This window comes from Streptomyces sp. NPDC000404, assembly GCF_040300365.1.
Lineage (GTDB): Bacteria > Actinomycetota > Actinomycetes > Streptomycetales > Streptomycetaceae > Streptomyces > Streptomyces ramulosus.
This window is the reverse complement of record NZ_JBEPDN010000001.1, coordinates 663025-685544: the sequence shown is the minus strand read 5'-3', so window position 1 is coordinate 685544 and position 22520 is coordinate 663025. Positions and strand designations below refer to the sequence as shown.

The following is a 22520-nucleotide window of genomic DNA, read 5'->3' as shown; positions in this document are numbered from 1 at the left end:
GGCCGAGGCATGTCGGTACAGGTCAGCGCGCCGCCGGGCGCTCCGGGCGCAGCGCGAGCGCACCGCACACCGCCGCCAGCGGGAGTTCGGCGGCCAGCGCCATGGCGACGGCGGTGGCCAGTTCGGCGCCGGGCGCGGCGGTGGCGAGGTCCACGGCGGCATCGGCGAGCAGCAGCAGCGCGGCGGCGGCCGCGGGGCGGCGGTGTCCCGGGGCGCCGCGCAGCAGCCGGCGGCCCGCGCTCAGCAGGGCCGCGGCCTCCAGGAGGTCCAGGGCCGCCCAGGCCGCGGCCTGACCTGGCGGCAGCGTCGCGGCGAGGACGGCGGTCCACGGCAGCAGGGCGAGCCCGGCGCCGGTCAGCACCCGCCCCGGCCACCGGCGCCCTTCCGCGGCGAGCGGGCGCCAACCGTCCTTCAGCGAGGGCGGGTTGAGAAGCAGCGTCATGATCCGGGTCCTTTGCGGCGACGGTGAACCCGGACGTCGGGCCCGCACTCCACCCTGGTCATCCGGGCCGCCGGTGTCGGTAGCCCGCGGGCCCGTTCCCCGGTGGTGCCAGGTACACCCCCGATCCGGTCCCCAGCCGCATGGCGGCCCGGCGCGGGCGCCCCGTACGGTCTTGGCATGACCCTTCCGCCCCGGTTGCGCCGGGCCCTGCTGCGGCTCCGGCGCGACCTGCTCTTCCTCGCGGCCGGGGTGCTGCCGCATCTGCTGGTGGCCCCGCTGTACGTGTGGGCGGCCCTGCTCCTCGGCGCCACGGTCACCGGCACCGACGCGAACGCCCCGGTGGTCCTCGCCGTCCCGCTCGCGCTGCTCGGCGCCGCCGGACCGGGCCTGACGGAGGTTCAGCGGTGGCGGTTCCGGGCGCTGTGCGGGGTGGAGCTGCCGCGCCTCAAACTCGGGCGGCTGCGGCGGCAGTTCGGCTACAACTGGCTGATCGGCCCGCTCCTCGGCGCCCTCGAACTCCTGCTGCTGACGCTGGCGGCGGCCGGGCTGGCCGCCGCCACGGTGCTGCTGTGGATCTGGGCGGTGCCCTGGCAGTGGCGCATCGGCCACCCCGGCTACGCCACCCAGGCCGCCTATCTCACCGGGCTCGGCCTGCTCGCGCTGGCAGCCGTCGTCCCGCTCGCCGCCGGGCTGGTCCGGCTGGAGAACCTGGTGGGCCGGGCGGTGCTGGGCGTCAGCCGCTCCGACGAGCTGGCGCGGCGGGTCGAGGACCTGACCGCGAGCCGGGCGGGGGCGGTGGACGCGGCGGACGCCGAGCGCCGCCGCATCGAACGCGACCTCCACGACGGTGCCCAGCAGCGCCTGGTGTCCCTCGCGCTCAACCTCGGGCTGGCGAAGGCGACCCTCACCGATCTGCCGCCGGCGGCCCGGGAGGTCATCGAGGCGGCCCACCGCGAGGCGAAGGACGCGATCGAGGAGCTGAACCACCTGGTCCGCGGCCTGCACCCGGCCGTCCTCGACGAACTCGGCCTGGACGCCGCGCTGTCCGGGCTCGCGGCCCGCGCACCGCTGCCCGTCCGGCTGCGGGTCGATCCGCTGGAGCGGACGTCCGCCGCCGTCGAGGGCGTCGCGTACTTCGTCGTCTCCGAGGCGCTCACCAACGTCGCCAAGCACGCCCGCGAGGCGACCCGGGCCGAGGTGACGGTCGTCCGGATCGGCGGAATACTGCGGGTGGTGATCACCGACGACGGGATGGGCGGCGCCGATCCCGCCCGGGGCAGCGGCCTTAAGGGGCTGGCGCAGCGGGTGCGTTCGGTGGACGGGACGTTCCGGATGAGCAGCCCGGTGGGCGGGCCGACGACGATGAGTGTGGAGCTGCCGTGCCCGGGGTGAACGCGCCGCCGGCGCCCGCCGCCGGGCCCGGCGCGAGTGAGGGGGAGAGCGGCGTGCGGTGTGCGGTGATCGCGGAGGACTCCGTCCTGCTGCGGATCGGGCTGGTCAAGGTGGTGGAGATGGCCGGCTTCACGGTCGCCGCCGAGGCGGGGGACGCGGACGGGCTGCTGGCCGCCGTCGCCGAGCACCGGCCGCAGCTGGCCGTGGTGGACGTCCGGATGCCGCCCGGCTTCACGGACGAGGGCGTCCGGGCCGCGCTGTCGATCCGGCGGGAGCACCCGGACACGGCGGTGCTGCTGCTCTCCCAGTACGTCGAGGAGCGGTACGCGGCCGATCTCCTCGCGGCCCACACCGGCGGGGTGGGCTATCTCCTCAAGCAGCGCGTCGCGGATGTCGAGGAGTTCGTCGAGGCGCTGCGCCGGGTGGCCGGCGGCGGCACCGCGCTCGATCCGCAGGTCGTCTCCCAGCTGCTGATCCGCCGGGCGAGCGATCCGCTGGAGCGGCTGACCGCCCGGGAGCGGGAGGTGCTGGCGCTGATGGCGGAGGGCCGTTCCAACTCCGCGGTCGCGGCGCAGCTGGTGGTGAGCGAGAGCGCGGTCGCCAAGCACATCAACAGCATCTTCACCAAGCTCGACCTGCCGAAGGCGGACGCGGATCACCGCCGGGTGCTGGCCGTGCTGCGGTTCCTCGGCGTGACGGCACCGGGGCGCTGACCGGGCGGAACGGGGCGCGGCGGGACCGAGCCGGGCCGGTGCGGCGGGCGCCCGGCACGCCGCGCCCCGGGCCCGGCGGTCCAGCGACCGGCCCCGGCGCCCCGGCCTCAGCGCCCCCCGCCGGGCCCCGGTGCCCCGGTCCGCACCGCCCCCGGCGCCGTCTCGCCGTCGAAGAGCCCGGCGGTGCGTAGGGCCGTCGTACGGGCCCAGACGCCGGTGGTCAGGGCGCCGAGCAGCAGGACCGCGACGCCGCAGCCGGCGATGATCCACCACGCCGGGCGGGCCGCCGCGACGAAGTCGGCCGCGGCCGCCGCGCCGCCCGGGCCCGCCGCCCGTACGCCGCCGGCCAGCACCGCGCCGATCACCGCGACCCCCAGCGACGAGCCGACCTGGCGGCTGGTGGACGCCACGGCCGCCGCCACCCCCGCCTGCGCGCGCGGCATCCCGGAGACCGCGGTGTTGGTGATCGGCGCGTTGACCAGGCCGAAGCCGATGCCGAACAGGACGTACCCGGTGAACAGCAGCGCGGTGGTCGACTCGGCGTCGAACGCCGCGAACATCAGCCCGCTGGCACCCATCGCGCAGCCCGCGAGCAGCAGCGGCAGCCGCGGCCCGCGATTGCCGACCAGCCGCCCGGACAGCGGCGCGCACACCAGCGTCATCCCGGCCATCGGCAGCATGTACAGACCGGCCTCCAGGGCGGAGTGGCCGCGGATGTTCTGCAGGTAGAGCGTGTTGAGGAAGAGGAATCCGGCCAGCGAGGCGAAGGCGCAGACCGCTATGACGGTGGCGCCGCTGAACGGCGCGCTGTGGAAGAACCGCAGGTCGATCAGGGGTTCCGTGCGCCGCCGCTCGTAGCGGATCAGCCCGGCGAGCGCCGCCAGCGCGACGGCGGCGAACGTCAGGATCTCCGCGGAGAGCCAGCCGGTGCCCGGCGCCTCGATGATCGCGTACGTCAGGGCGCCCAGCAGCGCGATGACCAGCAGCTGACCGACCGGGTCGGGGCGGCGCGGCCGCGGGGCGCGGGACTCGGGGACGTAGCGCAGGGTGAGGAAGAGGGCCAGGGCGCCGATCGGGACGTTGATCCAGAAGATCGAGCGCCAGCCGACGGACTCCACCAGCAGCCCGCCGACGACGGGACCCGCGGCCATGCTGATGCCGACGACACCGCCCCACACCCCGATCGCCCGGGCCCGCTCGCGCGGCTCCGTGAAGGTGTTGGTGATGATCGACATCGCGACGGGGTTGAGCATCGACCCGCCGACGGCCTGCACCATGCGGAAGACGACCAGCCAGGTCAGGCTCGGCGCGAGGCTGCACAGCAGGGAGCCGAGGGCGAAGACGGTCAGCCCGACGGTGAATACACGCCGCCGCCCGAGCCGGTCCGCGGTCGAGCCGGACAGCATCAGCAGCGACGCCAGCACCAGCGTGTAGGCGTCGATGGTCCACTGCAGCCCGGAGACGGAGGCGTGCAGCTCGTGCTGGAGGGAGGGGAGTGCGACGTTGAGGACGGTGTTGTCGAGACTGACGATCAGCAGGCTCATGCAGCAGATCGCCAGGACGAGCAGCCGCCGCCGGTGGCTCAGCTCAGACATGGTTGAACGCTACAACGATATTCGCGGGGCGGCCCGGCCGGGCATCGGGTTCCGGTCCCCGCCCCGCCCCGGCCGCCCGCGGGGGATGCGCCCGCCGGGCCCGCCCGCGGGATGCGGGACAATGGGAGGTCGCACCGCCGGGTCGCCCCGGCGCCGCACCGCCCCCGACCGCCGAAGGAACCTCCCTGCCATGACCTCGCTCCAGATCGGACCGCACACGGCGTCCCCGCCCGTGGTGCTCGCGCCCATGGCCGGGATCACCAACGCCCCGTTCCGGACGCTGTGCCGGGAGTTCTCCGGCGGCAAGGGGCTCTTCGTCAGCGAGATGATCACGACGCGGGCGCTGGTCGAGCGCAACGAGAAGACCATGCAGCTGATCCACTTCGACGCGTCCGAGAAGCCGCGCTCGATCCAGCTGTACGGCGTCGACCCGGACACCGTCGGCAAGGCCGTCCGCATGATCGCCGAAGAGGATCTCGCCGACCACATCGACCTGAACTTCGGCTGCCCGGTCCCCAAGGTGACCCGTAAGGGCGGCGGCTCCGCGCTGCCGTACAAGCGGCCGCTGCTGCGCGCGATCCTGCGCGACGCGGTGAAGAACGCGGGCAGCCTGCCGGTGACGATGAAGATGCGCAAGGGCATCGACGACGGCCACCTCACCTACCTCGACGCGGGCCGGATCGCCGCCGAGGAGGGCATCACCGCCATCGCGCTGCACGGCCGGACCGCCGCCCAGCACTACAGCGGCACCGCCGACTGGGACGCCATCGCCCGGCTCAAGGAGCACGTCCCCGAGATCCCGGTGCTCGGCAACGGCGACATCTGGTGCGCCGACGACGCGCTGCGGATGGTCCGCGAGACCGGCTGCGACGGCGTGGTCGTCGGCCGCGGCTGCCTGGGCCGCCCCTGGCTCTTCGGCGATCTGGTCGCCGCCTTCGAGGGCACCGGTCAGTACACCGAGCCGACGTTCAAGCAGGTCGCGGCCGTGATGGTGCGGCATGCGGCGCTGCTGGGCGAGTGGATCGGCGACGAGCGGCGCGGCGTGATCGACTTCCGCAAGCACGTCGCCTGGTACACCAAGGGCTTCGCGGTCGGCTCCGAGATGCGCCGCGGCCTCGCCGTCAGCTCCTCCCTCGCGGAGCTGGAGGACCTGCTCGGCAAGATCGACGGCGACCAGCCCTGGCCCGCCGGCGCCGACGGCCCGCGCGGCCGCACCTCCGGCCGCGACCGCGTCGTCCTGCCCGACGGCTGGCTCGACGACCCGAACGACTGCACGGGCGTGGACGCCGACGCGGAACTGGACACCTCGGGCGGCTGAGCCGCACCCCGGCGCGGCGGGCGCCGCACCCGCCGGGCGGCCCGCGGTCACGCCCGCCCGCCCGGCGGCACCACCTCGCCCGCCGGCACCGGCCCCGGCGGGGTGCCGTCGCCGAACGGGCGCCCGCCCAGCTCCTCGCGGTGGTGCGGGGTCAGCCAGCCGTCCAGCTCCGGCCCGCCGGGCACGATCCCGGTCGGGTTCACGCCGGTGTGCACCCGGTAGTAGTGCTGCTTGATGTGGTGGAAGTCGACGGTGTCCCCGAACCCGGGCGTCTGGAAGAGATCCTTCGCGTACGCCCACAGCACCGGGTCCTCGGACAGCTTGAAGCGGTTGCACTTGAAGTGGCCGTGGTAGACGGGGTCGAACCGCACCAGCGTGGTGAAGAGCCGGATGTCGGCCTCGGTGATGGTGTCCCCGACGAGGTAGCGCCGCTCGGCCAGCCGCTCCGACAGCAGGTCCAGCCGCCGGAAGAGCGCCGCGTACGCCGTGTCGTACTCCGCCTGCCCGGTCGCGAACCCGGCGCGGTAGACCCCGTTGTTGACGTCCCGGTAGACGCCCTCGATCACCTCGTCGATCTCCTCCCGCAGCGCCTCGGGGTAGAGGTCGGGCGCCCCGGGCCGGTGCAGCGCCCGCCATTCGGTGGCCAGGTCGAGCGTGATCTGCTGGAAATCGTTGGTGACGAGCTGCCCGCTCGGCACGTCCACGACCGCCGGGACGCTCACCCCGCCCGGGTAGCCCGTCTCCCGCCGGTCGTACGCCTCGCTCAGGAAGCGGATGCCGAGGACGGGGTCGCGGTCGCCGGGGTCGAGGGTGAAGCGCCAGCTGCGGTCGTCCTGGATCGGGTCGGCGATCCCCATGGACAGCGCGGACTCCAGCCCGAGCAGCCGCCGGGAGATCACCGCCCGGCTCGCCCAGGGGCAGGCGCGGCTGACGATCAGCCGGTAGCGCCCCGCCTCGACCGGCCAGCCGAACCGGCCGTCGGCGGTGATGCGGTCGGCGAAGTGGCTGCGGGAGCGGGAGAACGGCTTGCGGCCGTAGGCGGCGTTGCCGACGCCGGTGGCGGTGGCGGATGCGGCGTCCTCGGTTCCGGTGCCGTGGCTGTCGTGCGGGCGGGCCATCGCTCACTCCTTGCCGTGGGGTGCTGCCTCCCCGCCAGCTTTCCTGCCCGCGGCCGCCCGCGCCCGGAGGCATCGGCCGACCGGGCGCCCCGGCCACCCGGCGCGGCTCCGGAATCGGCTCCGCGGGTGCTCGAATGATGGGACCCGAGCCCGTCCGAGCGCGTGATTCTCGCCACCCCTGATAGCCCTTGCGCTCAGATGAGCATCCGTCGCGGGGGTCCACCTCTCCAATGCTGGCACTGGGTGCCACCTAGTTGATGTTCATTACTCGTAATGATGAGCAGCACACAGTCACGGACGTCGGCAATCTCGCCACACTCCGCACTCATTCATTCGAGTAATGTATTCACCCTTCAAGGAGAATTCTCTTTCGATCCGGTGGCGGACGGGCGGTTACGCACGCATGCCGACCAAGTGGACGTACCCAGATGCCTTCGATCTGGGTATGTTCCTCGCCGTCAGGGCAGCCATCCGCGAGGAGTCCAGTCCCGTGTCGGAAACACAGAATCCCCACGTAACCCAGCCTGCGTCCGCGAAGTTCGTGTACGACTTCACCGAGGGGAACAAGGACCTCAAGGACCTGCTCGGTGGCAAGGGCGCCAACCTCGCCGAGATGACGAACCTCGGTCTGCCGGTCCCGCCCGGCTTCACCATCACCACCGAAGCCTGCAAGGTCTACCTGGAGAGCGGGGAGGAGCCCGCGGCACTCCGTGCCGAGGTTTCGGAGCACCTGGACGCCCTTGAGCGGCAGATGGGCAAGAAGCTCGGCCAGGCCGACAACCCGCTGCTCGTATCGGTGCGTTCGGGTGCGAAGTTCTCCATGCCCGGCATGATGGACACCGTCCTCAACATCGGCCTCTCCGACGCCTCGGTCGGCGGTCTGGCGCAGCAGGCGGGCTCCGAGCGGTTCGCGTGGGACTCCTACCGCCGCCTCATCCAGATGTTCGGCAAGACCGTCCTGGACGTCGACGGCGACCTCTTCGAGGAGGCGCTGGAGGACGCGAAGCAGGCCAAGGGCGTCACCGTCGACGTCGACCTCGACGCGGGCGACCTCAAGACGCTGGTCGAGCAGTTCAAGGGCATCGTCGCCAAGGAGACCGGCCGGGACTTCCCGCAGGACCCGCGCGAGCAGATGGACCTCGCGGTCCGCGCGGTCTTCGACTCGTGGAACACCGACCGCGCCAAGCTCTACCGCCGCCAGGAGCGCATCCCCGGCGACCTCGGCACCGCCGTCAACGTCTGCTCGATGGTCTTCGGCAACCTCGGCCCGGACTCCGGCACCGGCGTCGCCTTCACCCGCGACCCGGCCAGCGGCCACCAGGGCGTCTACGGCGACTACCTGCAGAACGCCCAGGGCGAGGACGTCGTCGCCGGTATCCGCAACACGGTCCCGCTCGCGGACCTGGAGCAGATCGACAAGGCGTCGTACGACCAGCTGATGCAGATCATGGAGACGCTCGAAACGCACTACAAGGACCTGTGCGACATCGAGTTCACCATCGAGCGCGGCAAGCTGTGGATGCTCCAGACCCGCGTCGGCAAGCGCACCGCCGGAGCCGCCTTCCGCATCGCCACCCAGCTCGTCGACCAGGGACTCATCGACGAGGCCGAGGCCCTGCAGCGGGTCAACGGCGCGCAGCTGGCGCAGCTGATGTTCCCCCGCTTCGACCTGGGCGCCAAGGCGGACACCATCGGCCGCGGCATCGCCGCCTCGCCGGGCGCCGCCGTCGGCAAGGCCGTCTTCGACTCGTACACCGCGGTCAAGTGGTCCCGCTCGGGTGAGAAGGTCATCCTCATCCGCCGCGAGACCAACCCCGACGACCTCAACGGCATGATCGCCGCCGAGGGCATCCTCACCTCCCGCGGCGGCAAGACCTCGCATGCCGCCGTCGTCGCCCGCGGCATGGGCAAGACCTGTGTCTGCGGCGCCGAGGAGCTGGAGGTCGACACCAAGCGCCGCCGGATGACGACGCAGGACGGCGTGGTCGTCGAGGAGGGCGACACCGTCTCCATCGACGGCTCGACCGGCAAGGTCTACGTCGGCGAGGTGCCCGTCGTCCCGTCCCCGGTCGTCGAGTACTTCGAGGGCCGGATGCACGCCGGCGCCGACGACGCCGACGAGCTGGTCAAGGCCGTCCACCGGATCATGGCGTACGCGGACCGGGTCCGCCGGCTGCGGGTCCGCGCCAACGCCGACAACGCCGAGGACGCCGCGCGCGCCCGCCGGTTCGGCGCCCAGGGCATCGGCCTGTGCCGCACCGAGCACATGTTCCTCGGTGAGCGCCGCGAGATGGTCGAGCGCCTGATCCTCGCCGACACCGACGCCGACCGGGACGCCGCCCTGGAGCAGCTGCTGCCGCTCCAGAAGGCCGACTTCATCGAGCTGTTCGAGTCGATGGACGGCCTGCCGGTCACCGTCCGGCTGCTGGACCCGCCGCTCCACGAGTTCCTGCCCGACATCACCGAGCTGTCGGTCCGCGTCGCGCTCGCCGAGGCCCGCAAGGACGCCAACGAGAACGACCTGCGCCTCCTCCAGGCCGTCCACAAGCTGCACGAGCAGAACCCGATGCTGGGTCTGCGCGGCGTCCGCCTCGGCCTGGTCATCCCCGGCCTGTTCGCCATGCAGGTCCGCGCCATCGCGGAGGCCGCGGCCGAGCGCAAGGAGGCCAAGGGCGACCCGCGTGCGGAGATCATGATTCCGCTGGTCGGCACCGTCCAGGAGCTGGAGATCGTCCGCGACGAGGCCGAGCAGGTCATCGCCGAGGTCGAGAAGGCCCACGGCGTCAGCCTCAAGCTCACCCTCGGCACCATGATCGAACTGCCCCGCGCCGCCCTCACGGCCGGTCAGATCGCCGAGTCCGCCGACTTCTTCTCCTTCGGCACGAACGACCTCACGCAGACGGTCTGGGGCTTCTCCCGCGACGACGTCGAGGCCAGCTTCTTCACCGCGTACCTGGAGAAGGGCATCTTCGGCGTCAGCCCCTTCGAGACGATCGACAAGGACGGTGTCGGCTCGCTGGTCCGCAACGCCGCCGCGGCGGGCCGGGCCACCCGCCCCGACCTGAAGCTCGGCGTCTGCGGTGAGCACGGCGGCGACCCGGAGTCCGTGCACTTCTTCCACGAGGCCGGACTCGACTACGTCTCCTGCTCGCCGTTCCGCATCCCGGTCGCGCGGCTGGAGGCCGGCCGCGCCGCCGCCGAGGCGAAGGGCAGCGACAGCCGCTGAACCACGGGTGCCGGCCGTGCCCTCACACGCCCGGCACCCGTACTCCCACCGGAGCCACCGGCCGGCACCACCACCCTCACCGCCGCGCCGGGGCCCCGGACCGACGAGGGCGGCACCTGTGCGGAGGTGCCGCCCTCGGTTTTCCGCTGTGCGGGGCGGGACGGGCCCGCGGAAGCGGCGGCTGCCGCCAGCGCGGCCCCGGCGCCGGACATGCGGACAAGGGCGGCACCCGTGCGGAGGTGCCGCCCTCGCCTTTTTCCGAACTCCCCCCTCGGGAGCCGCCGCCTCCCATGTCGGCGTGGGGGCGGCTTTCAACGCAATGTGGCGCGGCTGGTTCCATGCCCGTCACCCCCCACGGGATCGAGCAATCCAGGCCGCGTACATCGCGTTGAATTGAGTACAGCATTCCTGGAGTCCACCCCTGTGCGCGACCCTTTTCAACTCTGGCCAAAAGGGCATGGTGACCGCACGTATCGGCGTGCATACTCAGGCGTGGGCCGGGGTCGTCGAAGGTAACCAGGGGTGGGGTTCGGTGTTACGCGTCCATTTCAGTGGACCCGATCTGGCCCGCGTGCGGATAGCGGCGCGCCCCGATGCGCTGTGGGAAACCATTTTAAGTTTTCACCGACTCCGTGACCGGCGCGACGGTCCGGCCTTCGGAAAATGGCGCGCGGAAACCCGGGAAAAGTTGAACGGCGAAACGCGGCTGCTGGCGCCGCTGGTGCCCACCCGGGGCTATTTCCCGGATTTCCTCACCCCGCCCGAGGGGCAACTCGGCGTCGGCGACGCGCTGTCCGCGCTCCGTGAGACGCCGCCCGCCCGCGTCCACACCGAACTGGCCGGGCTCGCCCGCACCCGCACCCTGCCCACCTGGATACGGGCCATGGGCGACGGCGACACCCGCCAACTCGGCCGTCTCGCCGGAGCCCTCCAGCGCTACCACGCGGCGGCCGTCGCCCCCCACTGGCCGCGGCTCCAGGCCCGTATCGAGGCCGACCGTGCCGCCCGGGGCCGGGCCCTGCTCGACGGCGGCGCCGACCGGCTGCTCGCCACCCTCCCGTCGACGCTGCGCTGGCGCGCCCCGGTCCTGGAGGTCGAGTACCCCGTCGACCGCGACCTCCACCTGGGCGGACGCGGTCTGCTCCTCATGCCGTCCTACTTCTGCCGCCGCACGCCGGTCACCTTCCACAACCCGGACCTCACGCCGGTGCTGGTCTACCCCGTCGACCATCCCGTCCCGCGCGCCACCTCCGTGCCGCCGCCCGCCCGCTCCCTGGGGCGCCTCGTCGGGCACACCCGCTCCGCGATCCTCCGCGGCGTCGGCGCCGGCTGCACCACCACTGAACTGGCCCGCCGCGCCGATGTCTCCCTAGCCTCCGCCAGCCAGCACGCGACGGTCCTCCGCGACGCCGGTCTCCTCCTCACCCTCCGCCGCGGCAACGCCGTGCTGCACACCCTGACCCCGCTGGGGGCGGCGCTCCTACGGGGCGGTCAGGCGGGGGAGGGGTGAGCGGCCGGGGGCACTCGTGGCGGTGCGGGACGCGGGGTGCGGGGCGTCGGGGACGGCCCGCCGGCTCAGGCCCGCTCCCATCCGGCGCGTAGCAGGTCCGTGAGACGCCGTTCGATCTCGGCGTACCCCGGACCGCCCGGAGTCCAGAGCGACCAGTGGAGCGAGATGTCGAAGGTCATCGTGCCCTGGTGCCGGTGCACCCGGTACTCGAACGGCGCGTGCACGACGGCGGGCCCCACCGCACCGCGGACCCAGCGGGCGGCGCCGTCCGTCTCGACGGGTTGGCGCGAGCGGCGGCCCCCACCGATGTCCAGCGTGAGGAAGGGGCCGACGCGGTCCACCGCCTCGGGAAGCCGCACCTTCGTCGTACAGATCCACATCTCCTGCCACCCGATGGCGACGCCGGCCAGGTCGTCCGCACCGGCGGTCAGGCACGCCGCCATGAAGTCCCGCGTGCTGCCGGGGGTGAGGGCGCCGACTTCGGTCACCCCGCGGCCCCTCATGAAGGGGTTCGCCGTGAGGCCTTCGGGGAGGGGGCGCTGCCGCAACATCGCGGAATCGAGCGGGCGCATCGGTCCTCCTGTGGAGTCCAGGGGGAGGTCGAACTCGTCATTCCAGTAGGGGGCGTGCACCTCCATGGAGAGCGGTACGCAGAGGTTCTCCGAGAAGGCGAAGACGCTGTCGAGCGCCAGCCGCGCCAGCCGGAGGTGCTCATCCGACCACGCCTCCACGTCCCGCTCCAGGCGGATGGTGTGGCCGGGAAAGTCGAGAAGTCTGATGTCTTCCATGCGCGGTGCTTCCGGAATTCCTTCGGGGCGGCCGGTCTTGTCCCTGCGGGGATTACCCGTTCTGCTCCCGGTAGAGCGCGATGGCGCTCTCGGTGGGGAGGTTGGGCACGGTGACGGATTCGCCGGTCGCCTTGGACACGATGATCTTCGCTCCACCGGGCGGCGCGGGAAGCGGGTTCCCGGCGGCGTCGATTCGGGAGACCTGAGGGAAGACGGGGTGGACGAGATAGCCGATGTCGAATTCGTGGACCGCCAGCGGGACCGGCGTACCGTCGGGCAGCTTCGGCTCCGCATAGCGGCTACGGACGAGGGCGAGCGCTTCCTCGGAGGAGGTCGGCGGGGTGCCGGGGCGCTGGGGCATAGTGGGGGCTCCTGTTCGGTGCGGTCGGGTGGGATACAGGGATTCTTCGTCAGCTCACTGGGGGGAATTGTCTTTCGTGAGGTTTCCTTCCTTGTCCCACCGCTGCCGCCGCTCTCGTTTTCCCTGGAGATTGAAAACCGAGTGCTCGGCCAGTTGGCCGTTCGAGTGCCATGCGTGCCACTCACCTACAGCGATTCCCCACCTCATGGTGCCTTCCTCCCGCTTCTGCCCATTGGGATACCAAGTGGCATGGGGGCCGGAGGGGACGCCGTCAACGTAGGACATCAGGGCGATGAGTGTCCCTGCGCCGTTATGGGCAGCGACTTCTCCGGTGAAGAGATCATCTTCGTAGTGGACGCGCATGTCGTCGTCCTTGTAGGTGTCCTCGTGATCGACGCGCATATTTTTTCCATGTCCCAGTGACGGTGCACCATCCAACGGCCCTCCGGGGTGAAAATGTACTGCTGCGTCCATTGTCCGTTCGGATGCCACTTGCGTCATTCGCCGACGGCGATTCCCCTATTCGGAACGCCTTCGCCTATCTTTCCGGGCTTTTGAAGAACCGTGGGTCAATTCGTTTCGTATCTCCGGCAGTTCCGTACGGCGGAGAGGTGGCGGATCACTGTTGTCCGGTCTCTTGATTCCCTTGTCGTCTTCTCCGAGTACAGGAATCTGCCGCAAGGTGGTTTCTGTCGCCTTGATGGGGTGCTGTCACACGGTCATGTCCGTGTAGTTTTCGCGCGACAGTGCGCGTGGGTGCGACGGCGGGCGGGAGCGGCCCGCCGTCCGTCGCGCGGGGCGTCAGCCGCGACGGTTGCCGCGGAGTCGGTGATAGAGCTTGACGGCTTCCGGCGGTGGGAAGTTGGGCAGGAAGGTCACCTCGCCGTCCTCCTTGGCGATGACGACGTTGCTGCCGCCGGGCTGTGCCGGGGGAGCGCTCGGGTCGTCCGGGAGCGGCCGGCCCGGGTGGATGAGGTAGCCCTCGTCGAATTCGTGGACGAACAGGCCGGTGGGGCCGCCGGGCGCGCCGACCGGCGGGAAGTGGTTCCGCCCGATCTCCAGGGCCTCGTCCGCGCTGCGCGGCACCGGGCCGCCCGTGGTCCGCGCCTCCGGCGGGATCGGGGGCGGCGGCGGGGGCAGGGAGGGCTCGCCTGCCGGGGTGCCGGGCTCGGTCATGGATGCTCCTCGTGCGGTGCGCTGCGGGTGAGGACGATCAAGGTAATCGACGTGGCCGAGGGCCGATCGGTTGCACCGGAGGATTCGGTTCTCCCCCCGGGGCGCCCCTCAGTCGTCGATCCCCGACCGTTCCACCCCGGCCACGATGTACCGCTGGAGCAGCAGGAAGACCACGACCAGCGGGGCGATGGAGACGGCTGCGGCGACGAAGAGTTCGTGGAGGTTGAGGTTCTGGGCGGTGGTGAAGGTCGACAGCGCCACCTGGACCGTCCACGCCTCCTGGTCCTGGCCGATGACCAGCGGCCACAGGAAGGCGTTCCAGGCGCCGATGAAGACGATGGTGGCGACGGCGGCGAACACCGGGCGGGAGTTGGGGACGACGATGCGCCAGTACGTCCGCCAGTACCCGAGGCCGTCGACCCGCGCCGCGTCCTCCAGCTCCCGGGGGAAGCCGAGGAAGTACTGCCGGAAGATGAAGCAGGCGAACGCGCTGAACAGCGTCGGGATGACCAGACCGCGCAGCGTGGAGATCCAGCCCAGCGACGAGACCAGCACAAAGCTCGGGACGAAGGTGACGGCCGCCGGGACCATCAGCGTGCCGAGGATCGCGTAGAAGACGGCATTGGCACCGCGGTAGGGGATGCGGGCCAGACCGTATCCGGCGAGCGACGCCAGCAGCACCGTGCCGAGCGTCGTGGAGACGGCGATCAGCGTGGAGTTGAGCAGCGCGCGCCCCAGCGGGAGGTTCGGGTCGGCGAAGACCTCGGTGAGGTGGGACCACTGGAGACGGCGCGGGAAGAACGTCCAGTTGGGGGCGGTGATCTCCGCCTCGGTGGCCAGGCCGTTGCGGACCAGCAGGTAGAAGGGGACGAGGAAGAGCAGCGCCAGGGCGCACAGCAGCGCCGCCCGCAGCGCGCGGCCCACCCGGATCCAGGCGTGGTGCATCGGCGGTCAGTCCTCCTTGCGGCCGAGGCCGAGCCAGCGGGCCTGGGCGACCGTCGCCACCGCGATGATCAGCGCGAGGATCACCGCGCCCGCGCTGCCCAGCCCGAGGTTCTGCTCCCGCCCGAGAGCCGTGTAGTAGAGGTAGACCAGCGGCGGCCGGGCGTACGGCGGATAGCCGCGGGCGTCGCTGAGCAGGTTGTAGAACTCGTCGAACGCCTGGAACGCGTTGATGACCAGCAGCAGCACCACCGCCACGGAGGTGGCGCGCAGCTGCGGGAAGGTGATGTGGCGGAACGTCTGCCAGCCGGGCCGCGCGCCGTCCACCGCCGCCGCCTCGTAGAGCTGCGGGGAGATCCGCTGGAGCCCGGCGAGGAAGAGGATCATGTAGAAGCCGGCCTGGAGCCAGAGCCGGACGGTCACGATGACCAGCCAGTACCAGGGCGGATCGGTCGTCGACAGCCATGCCGTCTGGTCCGCGCCGAACCAGCCCAGCACGGTGTTGGCCAGCCCGAAACGCACCCCGTTGAAGAGCGACAGCTTCCAGATCAGCGCCGCCACCACGTAGCTGCACGCCGTCGGCAGGAAGAACACCGAGCGGAAGAACGCCTGGGCGAAGCGCAGCCGGTTGACCATCACGGCCAGCGCCAGCGACAGCGCATACGTCGCGGGGACGATGAAGAGGGTGAACAGCGCGAAGGTGCCGAGACTGGAGAGGAACGCCCCGTCCGTCAGCATCGACGTGTAGTTGCCCAGGCCCACGAAGTCGGTCGGGGTGACGGTGTTGTGCGCGTCGAAGAAGCTGAGGTAGACGCTCCAGGCCAGCGGGACGTAGGTGAACAACGCCAGGCCCAGCGCGAACGGGCCGACGAAGATCCAGAACCACAGGGAGCGGCGCTGCGGGCCGAGGAACCGGGTGCCGGGCGTACGCCGTTCACGCTCCGCGGCGCCGCGCGCCCCCGGCCCGTCCGGGGGCGCCTCCGCCGCCTGTGCCGTCACCTCTTCCTGACCCGGGCCAGCTCGGCGTCGACCTTGCGCACCACGGTCCGCAGCTCGCTCTCGGGGGAGGCGCCGTCCTTGATGATGTGGCTCAGCGCGTCCTGGTAGGCGGTGCGGGACGCCGTCGTCCAGCGCAGCGGTTCGGCGTGGCCGTGGTCGGTGGCGTACCGCACGGCGTCCGCGGCGGCGCCGGTCCGCAGCCGCGCCGCCTTCTTCGCCAGCGAGGTGCGGGCCGGGATGTGGAAGCCGTACGACAGCGCGAAGTCCTGCTGGAGGTCGGTGCGTTCCATCCACAGCCAGGAGGCGAACGCCTTGGCCTCAGCCTTGCGGGCGCTGCGCGCGCTGACCGCCGAGGCGTAGGCGCCCACCGGGACGGCCGGTGCGCCGTGCGGGCCGTCCGCCGGGAACGGCAGGACGCCGAAGTCGTCGCCGAAGGTCTGCTGGATCTGCGGCAGCGCCCACAGGCCCGACCACTGCATGGCGGTGAGTTCCTGGAGGAACGCCGCCGGATCGGACCAGTCGGTGGGGGCGCCCAGCAGCAGGGACTTGTCGGCGTACAGGCGGCGGATCTTGCCGAGGGTGCGGGCGGCGGCCGGGTCGTCGAAGCCGGCCTTGCCGTCCTCGGTGACCAGGCTCAGCCCGGCGGCGAAGAGCGGGGTGCCGCCGAGGACGCCCGCGCCGCCGTCGTTCCCCAGGAAGAGGCCCTTGGTCTTCTTCGTCGTCAGCTTCCGCGCGGCGTCCACCAGCGCGTCCAAGGTGCGCGGCGGTTCGAGACCGGCGTCCTTCAGGAGGCTCTTGCGGTAGTAGAGCAGCTGGGTGTCGATCGTTTGCGGGATGCCCCAGATGCGGTCCTGCCAGATCTTGGGTGCCAGCACCGCCTGGTTGAAGTCGTCCTTGACCGGCTCGACCTCGGCGGTCAGATCGACGATCTGGCCGCCGCGGATCTGGTCCAGCGTCGGGCCGTTGACCTCGAAGACGTCCGGACCGGAGTCGGTCAGCAGCGCCGCGGCGGTCTGCCGGTCGTAGTCGCCGGGCCGCCACTGGACGGTGACCTGCGCCTTCTTGTACGAGTCGGCGTAGCGCCTGACGGCGCGCTCGACGCCCGGCTCGCCGTACTGGTGGTACCACTGACTGATCCCGGGGCCGGAACCGCCGCCGCCCCGCCCGGTGTTGGAGCCGCAGGCGGCCAGCAGCCCGGTGAGCGCGAGCCCTCCGGTGGCGGCCAGCAACCCCCGTCTGCCGATGCCTGTGCCGGTGCCCGTCATGGCCTCGCCCCCTGTGTCCGCTGCCGTTGCCTGCCGGCGGCGATCGAACGATCACCGCGTGGTGCCCGACCACTGTGCCGTACGCGTGTGACGACCGCATGGCAACTGGACGAATCCGCACGGTGAACGGGGAGGTGACGGCCCGTCCGGGGCGCCCCGGAGTGCGCCTCGGGGGCGCGGCGGGACGGGCCGCGCGCCCCGTCGCACCCCGGGGACGGCCGGTGCTACGCGCCGCCTGCGGGCCGGGTGCCGAGGACGACCGTGGCGGCCCGCTCCGCGCAGTGTTCCGTACGGGCGCGCAGTCCGTGGCCGGTCAGGGCGCGAAGGGCCGCCGGCGCCTGCCGCCGGCTGGTCTCGCTCAGCAGCACGCCGCCGGGCGCCAGCCAGCGCGGGGCCGCCTCGGCGACCCGGCGCAGCACGTCGAGGCCGTCGGCGCCGCCGTCCAGCGCCACCCGCGGCTCGTGGTCCCGCGCCTCCGGCGGCAGCAGCCCCACCTCCTGGGTCGGCACGTACGGGACGTTGGCCAGCAGCACGTCGATGCGGCCGCACAGCTCCCGGGGGAGCGCGGCGAAGAGATCGCCCTCGTGGACGTGGCCGCCCGCCGCGGCGACGTTGGCGCGGGCGCAGCGCACCGCCGCCGGATCGATGTCGGCGGCGTGCAGCTCGATGGGCCCGGCGCAGGCGGCGAGCGCCGCGCCCAGCGCGCCCGAGCCGCAGCACAGGTCGACGACGACGGCGCCGGGGCGGGTGCGCCGGGCGGCCTGGTGGACGAGGAATTCGCTGCGCCGCCGGGGGACGAAGACGCCCGGTCCGACGCGCATCCGGTGGCCGCAGAACCCGGCCCAGCCCAGGACGTGTTCGAGGGGCAGACCGGCTGCCCGGCGCCCGGCCATGGCGGCGAGTTCGGCGGGGGTGCGGGCGGTGGCGAGGAGCAGCTGCGCCTCGTCCTCGGCGAAGACGCACCCGGCGGCGCGCAGGCGTGCGACGAGGCCGGGAAAGGGGTCCGGTGTGGAGGAAGCGGCGGAAGCGGCGGGACCAGCGGGATCGGAGGAGGGGGCGGCGGGGTGGCGCGCGGGCATGAGGGCCTTTCGGAGTGCCGAAAAGGGCGCTCTCCGGTCACCTCTGCCTGGTGAACCGCGCGGTGTCGGGGCGAGAGCACCCACCGGGTACAGCGGTGATGGGTCCCACCTCCTTGACTCGTCCACTGCGAATGCGCCGTCACTCTATCGCGGGGGCGCGCGCCGGGCATCCGCGCGCCGCTCGGCGCCCAGGGGTGCGGTGGGTGTCGGCCCCGGGGCGGTACGGGGCCGGTCTCAGGCCGGTTTCCGGCCGCCGCCCGCCGTGAAGTCGTAGCGCACCCCGGTGAGTTCCTCCGACGCCTCCCAGAGGCGGGCGGCGGCCGCGTCGTCGCGGGCCCAGGGGGCGCGGGGGGAGGGGGCCGGGGCGCCGCGGAGCAGGGCGCGGGGGCCGAGGAAGGCGCCCGGCTTCACGTGCGGGGCGGTGGCGGCGCACAGGACGGGCAGCGCGCCGCCCTCCGGGCTCTGCCCGATGACGCGGTTGCCCAGCTCCATCAGGCGCTCCGCGGACCGGCGGCCTTCCATGCGGGGCGCCGTGGTCTGGAGGTTGGTGGCGGCGTACCCGGGGTGCGCGGCGGCCGCGACGACGGGGGAGCCGGCCGCCGCCAGCCGCCGCGCCAGTTCGTGGACGAAGAGGAGGTTGGCGGTCTTGGAACGGGCGTAGGCGCGCCAACGGTGGTAGGAGCGGGCGCTGTTGAGGTCGTCGAGGCCGATGCCGCCGAAGGCGTGGAAGAAGCTGGAGACGGTGACGACGCGGGCGCCGGGCGTGGCCAGCAGCCGGGGCAGCAGGAGGCCGGTGAGGGCGAAGTGGCCCAGGTGGTTGACGCCGAACTGCCGCTCGAAGCCGTCGGCGGTGGTGCCGTGGGGCAGCGCCATCACGCCCGCGTTGTTGACGAGCAGATCGAGGCGGACGCCGTCGAAGCTGTCGAGCCCGGCGGCGAAGTCGCGTACGGAGGCGAGATCTCCCAGGTCCAGGCGGCGGAACTCCGCCTCGGCGGCGGGCACCGCGCGCCGCAGTTCGGCGAGGGCCGCCTCGCCGCGCGCCACGTTGCGGCACGCCAGCACCACCCGGGCGCCGTGGCGGGCCAGCTCCCGCGCGGTGGCGAAGCCGATACCGCTGTTGGCGCCCGTGACGACGGCACAGCGGCCCGTCTGGTCCGGGATGTGGCTGGGGTTCCACCGGGGCACGACGCCTCCTCCGTCGGGGACGCGCATCAGCGTACGCCCGGGGCGCACGGGGCCGGGCGGGCGCGGGGTGCGGCCCCCGGGCGCCGCTACGGCTCCCGGACCCGTACCGGATACACCGGCACCGCCACCCCCGGATCGTCCAGGCAGGCCCCGTCGGCCAGGGAGAAACGCTGCTTGAGCAGCGGCGAGGCGACGTACGGGCGGCCCGCCGCCGAGCCGGTCAGGCCGCGCGAGAGGACCTGCGCGCCGGTGAACGGATCGCGGTTGCCGATCGCGTACACCGCTCCCGCCCGGTCGCGGAAGAGCGCCGCCTGCCCGCCGTCGGGCAGCAGCGCGGCGACCCCGCGCCCGGGGGTGAGCGCGGTGAGCGCGCACACCGGGAACCAGCCGCCGGGCCCGTGCACCTCGACGACGGCGCCCGGGGCGCCCGGCGCGGGCCGCACGCCGGGGGCGCGCCCCGCGGCCGCCTCGCGGGGCACGGCGGTCGTCGTGGCCGGTGCGGCCACCGCGTCCGTGGAGGTCGTGGAGGTCATCGGGGGAAGGTCCCTTCCAGTGTGCGTACGGGCAGATCCGGGGCGGCCAGGAGGGGCAGGTCGGGCTTGATCTGGTCGCGTTCGGGGACGAAGCGGACCGACGGGTCCGGTACGCCCGGCGCGTTGACGAAGGAGGCGAAGCGGGCCAGCCGCTCCGGATCGGCGAGGGTGAGCGCCCACTCGTCCTGGTAGTGCTCGACATGCGCCGCCATCAGGGACTCCAGCTCCGCGCACAGCCCCAGGGAGTCGTGCACCACCACGTCCCGTACGTGGTCGAGCCCGCCCTCGATCCGCTCCAGCCACGCCGCGGTGCGCTCCAGGCGGTCGGCGGTGCGGATGTAGAACATCAGGAACCGGTCGATCAGCCGCACCAGTTCGGCGTCCGACAGGTCCTGCGCCAGCAGATCGGCGTGGCGGGGCGTGGCGCCGCCGTTGCCGCCCACGTAGAGGTTCCAGCCGTGCGCGGTGGCGATCACCCCGAAGTCCTTGCCGCGCGCCTCCGCGCACTCGCGGGCGCACCCGGAGACCGCCGATTTCAGCTTGTGCGGCGCGCGCAGCCCCCGGTAGCGCAGCTCCAGCGCGATCGCCATCCGTACGGAGTCCTGCACGCCGTAGCGGCACCAGGCCTGCCCCACGCAGGACTTCACCGTCCGCAGCGCCTTGCCGTACGCGTGCCCCGACTCGAAACCGGCGGCCACCAGCCGCGCCCAGATCCGCGGCAGCTGCTCGACACGGGCGCCCAGCAGATCGATCCGCTGCCCGCCGGTGATCTTCGTGTAGAGCCGGAACTCGCGGGCCACCTCCCCGATGACGATCAGCTTCTCCGGGGTGATCTCGCCGCCGGGGATCCGCGGCACCACCGAGTACGAACCGTTGCGCTGGAGGTTGGCCAGGTGATGGTCGTTGGTGTCCTGGAGCGCCGCCTGCTCGCCGTCGAGGACGTACCCGTCGGCGCCGACCGAGGGCGCCAGCGACGCGATCACCGAACCGATCACCGGCTTGCAGATCTCGCACCCCTCGCCGCCCCGCGCCGCCGGCCGCCCGTACGACTCCAGCAGCGCCGCGTACGACGGCAGCCGCAGCGTCCGGACGATCTCGTACAGCTGCGCGCGGGTGTGCGGGAAGCAGTCGCAGAGTCCGGGGTCGACGACGGTGCCGGACGCGGCGAGTTCGTCGTGGACGACGGCGGTCAGCGTCCGCACACAACTGCCGCACCCGGTACCGGCCCTGGTGCACGCCTTCACCTCGGAAACGGAGGCGCAGGAGTGCTCGGTGACGGCCGCGCGGACCGTGCCCTTGGTGACGTTGTGGCAGCTGCACAGCACCGCGTCGTCGGGCAGCGCCCCCGGGCCGAGCGCCGCGGCGCCCGCCCGGGCGGGCACCACCAGCGCCTCGGGCGCCACCGGGGGCACCGACCCGATGAGCGGCCGCAGCGTGCCGTACGCCTCGGCGTCACCGACCAGCACCCCGCCCAGCAGCTCCCCGCCCGCGCCCACCACCAGCTTCTTGTAGATCCCGGCGCGGGCGTCCGCGTAGACGACGTCGAGGCTGCCCTCCGTGGTGCCGTGCGCGTCGCCGAACGACGCCACGTCCACCCCGAGCAGCTTCAGCTTGGTGGACACGTTCGCCCCGGTGAACGCCGGCGCGTCCGTCCCGGCGATCGCCGCCGCCGCGGTGCGGGCCATCTCGTACCCGGGCGCCACCAGGCCGTACACCCGGCCGTCGGCGGTCCGCGCGCACTCGCCGATCGCGTAGACCGCCGGGTCGGCGGTGCGGCACCGGGTGTCGACGACGATCCCGCCGCGCTCCCCGACCGGCAGCCCGCACTCGCGCGCCAGCCGGTCGCGCGGCCGGACGCCCGCCGAGAACACCACGAGGTCCGCCGGTATCCGGCTGCCGTCCGACAGCTCCAGCGCGCCGACCGCCCCGGACACGTCGGCGACGATCTCCTTCCCGGCGACCCCGGTGTGGACGTGCAGCCCCTGCCCCTCGACGGTCCGGCGCAGCGCGCGCCCGCCGCCCTCGTCCACCTGGAGGGACATCAGCCGGGGGCCGAACTCCACGATGTGGGTGCGCAGTCCGAGCCCCTGGAGCGCACCGGCCGCCTCCAGCCCCAGCAGCCCGCCGCCGATCACCGCGCCGGTGCGCGAGCGGCCCGCGTGCTCCTCGATGGCGAGCAGGTCCTCGACGGTGCGGTAGACGAAGCACCCCGCGCTGCCGCGCCCGGGGACCGGCGGCACGAACGGGTACGAGCCGGTGGCCAGCACCAGGGTGTCGTAGCGGACGGTGCGGCCGGCGCGGGTGGTGACGGTGCGGGCCGGCCGGTCGACGGCGGTCGCCGGGTCGCCCAGGTGCAGTTCGATGCCGTGGCGGTCGAGGAACGCCGGGTCGGTCAGGGAGAGTTCCTCGGCGCTGCGACCGGCGAAGTACGAGGTCAGCTGGACGCGGTCGTACGCCGGGCGGGGCTCGTCGGCCAGCACCACGACCCGGGTCCGCCCGGTGACGCCCCGCTCCGCCAACTCCTCCAGGAACCGCTGGCCGACCATGCCGTGCCCGATGAGCACCAGGGTCGGGCGGTGCGCCGGGGGCGCTGCGGCCGGGGGGCGGGCGGTGGCTGCGGCCATATCGGTGCCTCCATCACGGGGGAGCGGGGAGCGGGGAACGGAGCGCTGCGCAACGGCGGAACGGGCGGCGTTCAGCGTCCGCCGCCGCTGTTACCCGCGGGGGTCCTGCCTGTTTCCCGTACGGAACGCTGCACTCAGCGGGCGGGGCACGGGGGTGTGAGGGGGCGTCGCCCATGGGGCGGCCGGGGCCACGGGGCGGCCGGGGCCGTAGGCCGGTAATGCGGGTGGCCGGGGCCGTGGGGCGGCAACGCGGG

At 73.0% G+C, this 22520-nt stretch carries 19 protein-coding genes; 5 read left to right on the top strand and 14 right to left on the bottom strand.

Annotation, left to right across the window (positions count from 1 at the left end):
• Positions 1 to 22 precede the first annotated feature (22 nt).
• A complete protein-coding gene (locus ABT345_RS03055; RefSeq protein ID WP_345083917.1) occupies positions 23 to 442 on the bottom strand; it encodes a hypothetical protein in 420 nt (139 codons plus the stop codon).
• Between the two features lie 177 nt (positions 443 to 619).
• Here ABT345_RS03055 and ABT345_RS03050 point away from each other — a divergent pair, with 177 nt between their 5' ends.
• Entirely contained in the window at positions 620 to 1834 is a 1215-nt protein-coding gene (locus tag ABT345_RS03050; RefSeq protein ID WP_345083915.1) for a sensor histidine kinase, read from the top strand.
• A gap of 65 nt (positions 1835 to 1899) precedes the next feature.
• Positions 1900 to 2547 (top strand): response regulator, encoded by a 648-nt coding sequence (locus ABT345_RS03045; protein WP_345085090.1) that lies wholly within the window; start codon positions 1900 to 1902, stop codon positions 2545 to 2547.
• Positions 2548 to 2654: 107 nt separating this feature from the next.
• Here the strand turns inward: ABT345_RS03045 and ABT345_RS03040 are convergent, their stop codons facing one another.
• Positions 2655 to 4142, bottom strand: coding sequence for an MFS transporter (locus tag ABT345_RS03040; RefSeq protein ID WP_345083913.1), 1488 nt, complete (start codon positions 4140 to 4142; stop codon positions 2655 to 2657).
• 190 nt (positions 4143 to 4332) lie between these two features.
• On the opposite strand from ABT345_RS03040, the gene dusB reads away from it, so the two are divergent.
• Positions 4333 to 5460: a tRNA dihydrouridine synthase DusB gene (gene dusB / locus ABT345_RS03035; protein ID WP_345083911.1), complete on the top strand. Its 1128-nt coding sequence runs from the start codon at positions 4333 to 4335 to the stop codon at positions 5458 to 5460.
• A gap of 47 nt (positions 5461 to 5507) precedes the next feature.
• Here the strand turns inward: dusB and ABT345_RS03030 are convergent, their stop codons facing one another.
• On the bottom strand, positions 5508 to 6578 hold the full coding sequence (locus tag ABT345_RS03030; protein WP_345083909.1) for a glutathione S-transferase family protein: 1071 nt from the start codon (positions 6576 to 6578) through the stop codon (positions 5508 to 5510).
• A 445-nt stretch (positions 6579 to 7023) separates the two neighbouring features.
• Here ABT345_RS03030 and ppdK point away from each other — a divergent pair, with 445 nt between their 5' ends.
• Together ppdK and ABT345_RS03020 are read left to right on the top strand one after the other, a co-directional pair.
• Entirely contained in the window at positions 7024 to 9804 is a 2781-nt protein-coding gene (ppdK, locus tag ABT345_RS03025) for a pyruvate, phosphate dikinase (RefSeq protein WP_386460064.1), read from the top strand.
• 688 nt (positions 9805 to 10492) lie between these two features.
• Positions 10493 to 11314, top strand: a complete 822-nt coding sequence (locus tag ABT345_RS03020; RefSeq protein WP_345083905.1) for an ArsR/SmtB family transcription factor — start codon at positions 10493 to 10495, stop codon at positions 11312 to 11314.
• A gap of 65 nt (positions 11315 to 11379) precedes the next feature.
• On the opposite strand, the gene ABT345_RS03015 is transcribed toward ABT345_RS03020, so the two are convergent.
• The 11 genes from ABT345_RS03015 to nirB all read right to left on the bottom strand — a co-directional run bounded on the left by ABT345_RS03015 (position 11380) and on the right by nirB (position 22266).
• Complete coding sequence (locus ABT345_RS03015) at positions 11380 to 12102, bottom strand: hypothetical protein (protein WP_345083903.1); 723 nt, start codon at positions 12100 to 12102, stop codon at positions 11380 to 11382.
• A 52-nt stretch (positions 12103 to 12154) separates the two neighbouring features.
• Positions 12155 to 12463 carry an SUKH-4 family immunity protein gene (locus ABT345_RS03010; RefSeq protein ID WP_345083901.1) on the bottom strand — a complete coding sequence of 103 codons (309 nt, stop codon included), beginning with the start codon at positions 12461 to 12463 and terminating at the stop codon, positions 12155 to 12157.
• 54 nt (positions 12464 to 12517) lie between these two features.
• A complete protein-coding gene (locus tag ABT345_RS03005) occupies positions 12518 to 12865 on the bottom strand; it encodes a toxin-antitoxin system YwqK family antitoxin (RefSeq protein WP_345083899.1) in 348 nt (115 codons plus the stop codon).
• A gap of 399 nt (positions 12866 to 13264) precedes the next feature.
• Positions 13265 to 13639: an SUKH-4 family immunity protein gene (locus tag ABT345_RS03000; RefSeq protein WP_345083897.1), complete on the bottom strand. Its 375-nt coding sequence runs from the start codon at positions 13637 to 13639 to the stop codon at positions 13265 to 13267.
• Between the two features lie 108 nt (positions 13640 to 13747).
• Complete coding sequence (locus ABT345_RS02995; RefSeq protein WP_345083895.1) at positions 13748 to 14584, bottom strand: carbohydrate ABC transporter permease; 837 nt, start codon at positions 14582 to 14584, stop codon at positions 13748 to 13750.
• A 6-nt stretch (positions 14585 to 14590) separates the two neighbouring features.
• Entirely contained in the window at positions 14591 to 15469 is an 879-nt protein-coding gene (locus ABT345_RS02990; RefSeq protein ID WP_345085087.1) for a carbohydrate ABC transporter permease, read from the bottom strand.
• A gap of 107 nt (positions 15470 to 15576) precedes the next feature.
• Positions 15577 to 16845: an ABC transporter substrate-binding protein gene (locus ABT345_RS02985; protein WP_345083893.1), complete on the bottom strand. Its 1269-nt coding sequence runs from the start codon at positions 16843 to 16845 to the stop codon at positions 15577 to 15579.
• 224 nt (positions 16846 to 17069) lie between these two features.
• The gene (locus tag ABT345_RS02980; RefSeq protein ID WP_345083891.1) at positions 17070 to 17924 is read right to left on the bottom strand and encodes a putative protein N(5)-glutamine methyltransferase; all 855 of its coding nucleotides are present in this window, start codon (positions 17922 to 17924) and stop codon (positions 17070 to 17072) included.
• A 234-nt stretch (positions 17925 to 18158) separates the two neighbouring features.
• A complete protein-coding gene (locus ABT345_RS02975) occupies positions 18159 to 19109 on the bottom strand; it encodes an oxidoreductase (RefSeq protein ID WP_345083889.1) in 951 nt (316 codons plus the stop codon).
• Positions 19110 to 19195: 86 nt separating this feature from the next.
• On the bottom strand, positions 19196 to 19642 hold the full coding sequence (gene nirD / locus ABT345_RS02970) for a nitrite reductase small subunit NirD (RefSeq protein ID WP_345083887.1): 447 nt from the start codon (positions 19640 to 19642) through the stop codon (positions 19196 to 19198).
• Entirely contained in the window at positions 19639 to 22266 is a 2628-nt protein-coding gene (gene nirB / locus ABT345_RS02965; RefSeq protein WP_345083885.1) for a nitrite reductase large subunit NirB, read from the bottom strand. The genes nirD and nirB overlap by 4 nt, the downstream gene beginning before the upstream one ends.
• Between the last annotated feature and the right edge of the window lie 254 nt (positions 22267 to 22520).

Coding starts and splice junctions, on each gene's coding strand:
- ABT345_RS02995 (WP_345083895.1), bottom strand. CDS start 14,584: ATGCACCACGCCTGGATCCGGGTGGGCCGCGCGCTGCGGGCGGCGCTG.
- ABT345_RS03015 (WP_345083903.1), bottom strand. CDS start 12,102: ATGGAAGACATCAGACTTCTCGACTTTCCCGGCCACACCATCCGCCTG.
- ABT345_RS03000 (WP_345083897.1), bottom strand. CDS start 13,639: ATGACCGAGCCCGGCACCCCGGCAGGCGAGCCCTCCCTGCCCCCGCCG.
- ABT345_RS03055 (WP_345083917.1), bottom strand. CDS start 442: ATGACGCTGCTTCTCAACCCGCCCTCGCTGAAGGACGGTTGGCGCCCG.
- ABT345_RS03005 (WP_345083899.1), bottom strand. CDS start 12,865: ATGCGCGTCGATCACGAGGACACCTACAAGGACGACGACATGCGCGTC.
- ABT345_RS03010 (WP_345083901.1), bottom strand. CDS start 12,463: ATGCCCCAGCGCCCCGGCACCCCGCCGACCTCCTCCGAGGAAGCGCTC.
- nirB (WP_345083885.1), bottom strand. CDS start 22,266: ATGGCCGCAGCCACCGCCCGCCCCCCGGCCGCAGCGCCCCCGGCGCAC.
- dusB (WP_345083911.1), top strand. CDS start 4,333: ATGACCTCGCTCCAGATCGGACCGCACACGGCGTCCCCGCCCGTGGTG.
- ppdK (WP_386460064.1), top strand. CDS start 7,024: ATGTTCCTCGCCGTCAGGGCAGCCATCCGCGAGGAGTCCAGTCCCGTG.
- ABT345_RS02980 (WP_345083891.1), bottom strand. CDS start 17,924: ATGCCCGCGCGCCACCCCGCCGCCCCCTCCTCCGATCCCGCTGGTCCC.
- ABT345_RS03030 (WP_345083909.1), bottom strand. CDS start 6,578: ATGGCCCGCCCGCACGACAGCCACGGCACCGGAACCGAGGACGCCGCA.
- ABT345_RS02985 (WP_345083893.1), bottom strand. CDS start 16,845: ATGACGGGCACCGGCACAGGCATCGGCAGACGGGGGTTGCTGGCCGCC.
- nirD (WP_345083887.1), bottom strand. CDS start 19,642: ATGACCTCCACGACCTCCACGGACGCGGTGGCCGCACCGGCCACGACG.
- ABT345_RS03040 (WP_345083913.1), bottom strand. CDS start 4,142: ATGTCTGAGCTGAGCCACCGGCGGCGGCTGCTCGTCCTGGCGATCTGC.
- ABT345_RS03050 (WP_345083915.1), top strand. CDS start 620: ATGACCCTTCCGCCCCGGTTGCGCCGGGCCCTGCTGCGGCTCCGGCGC.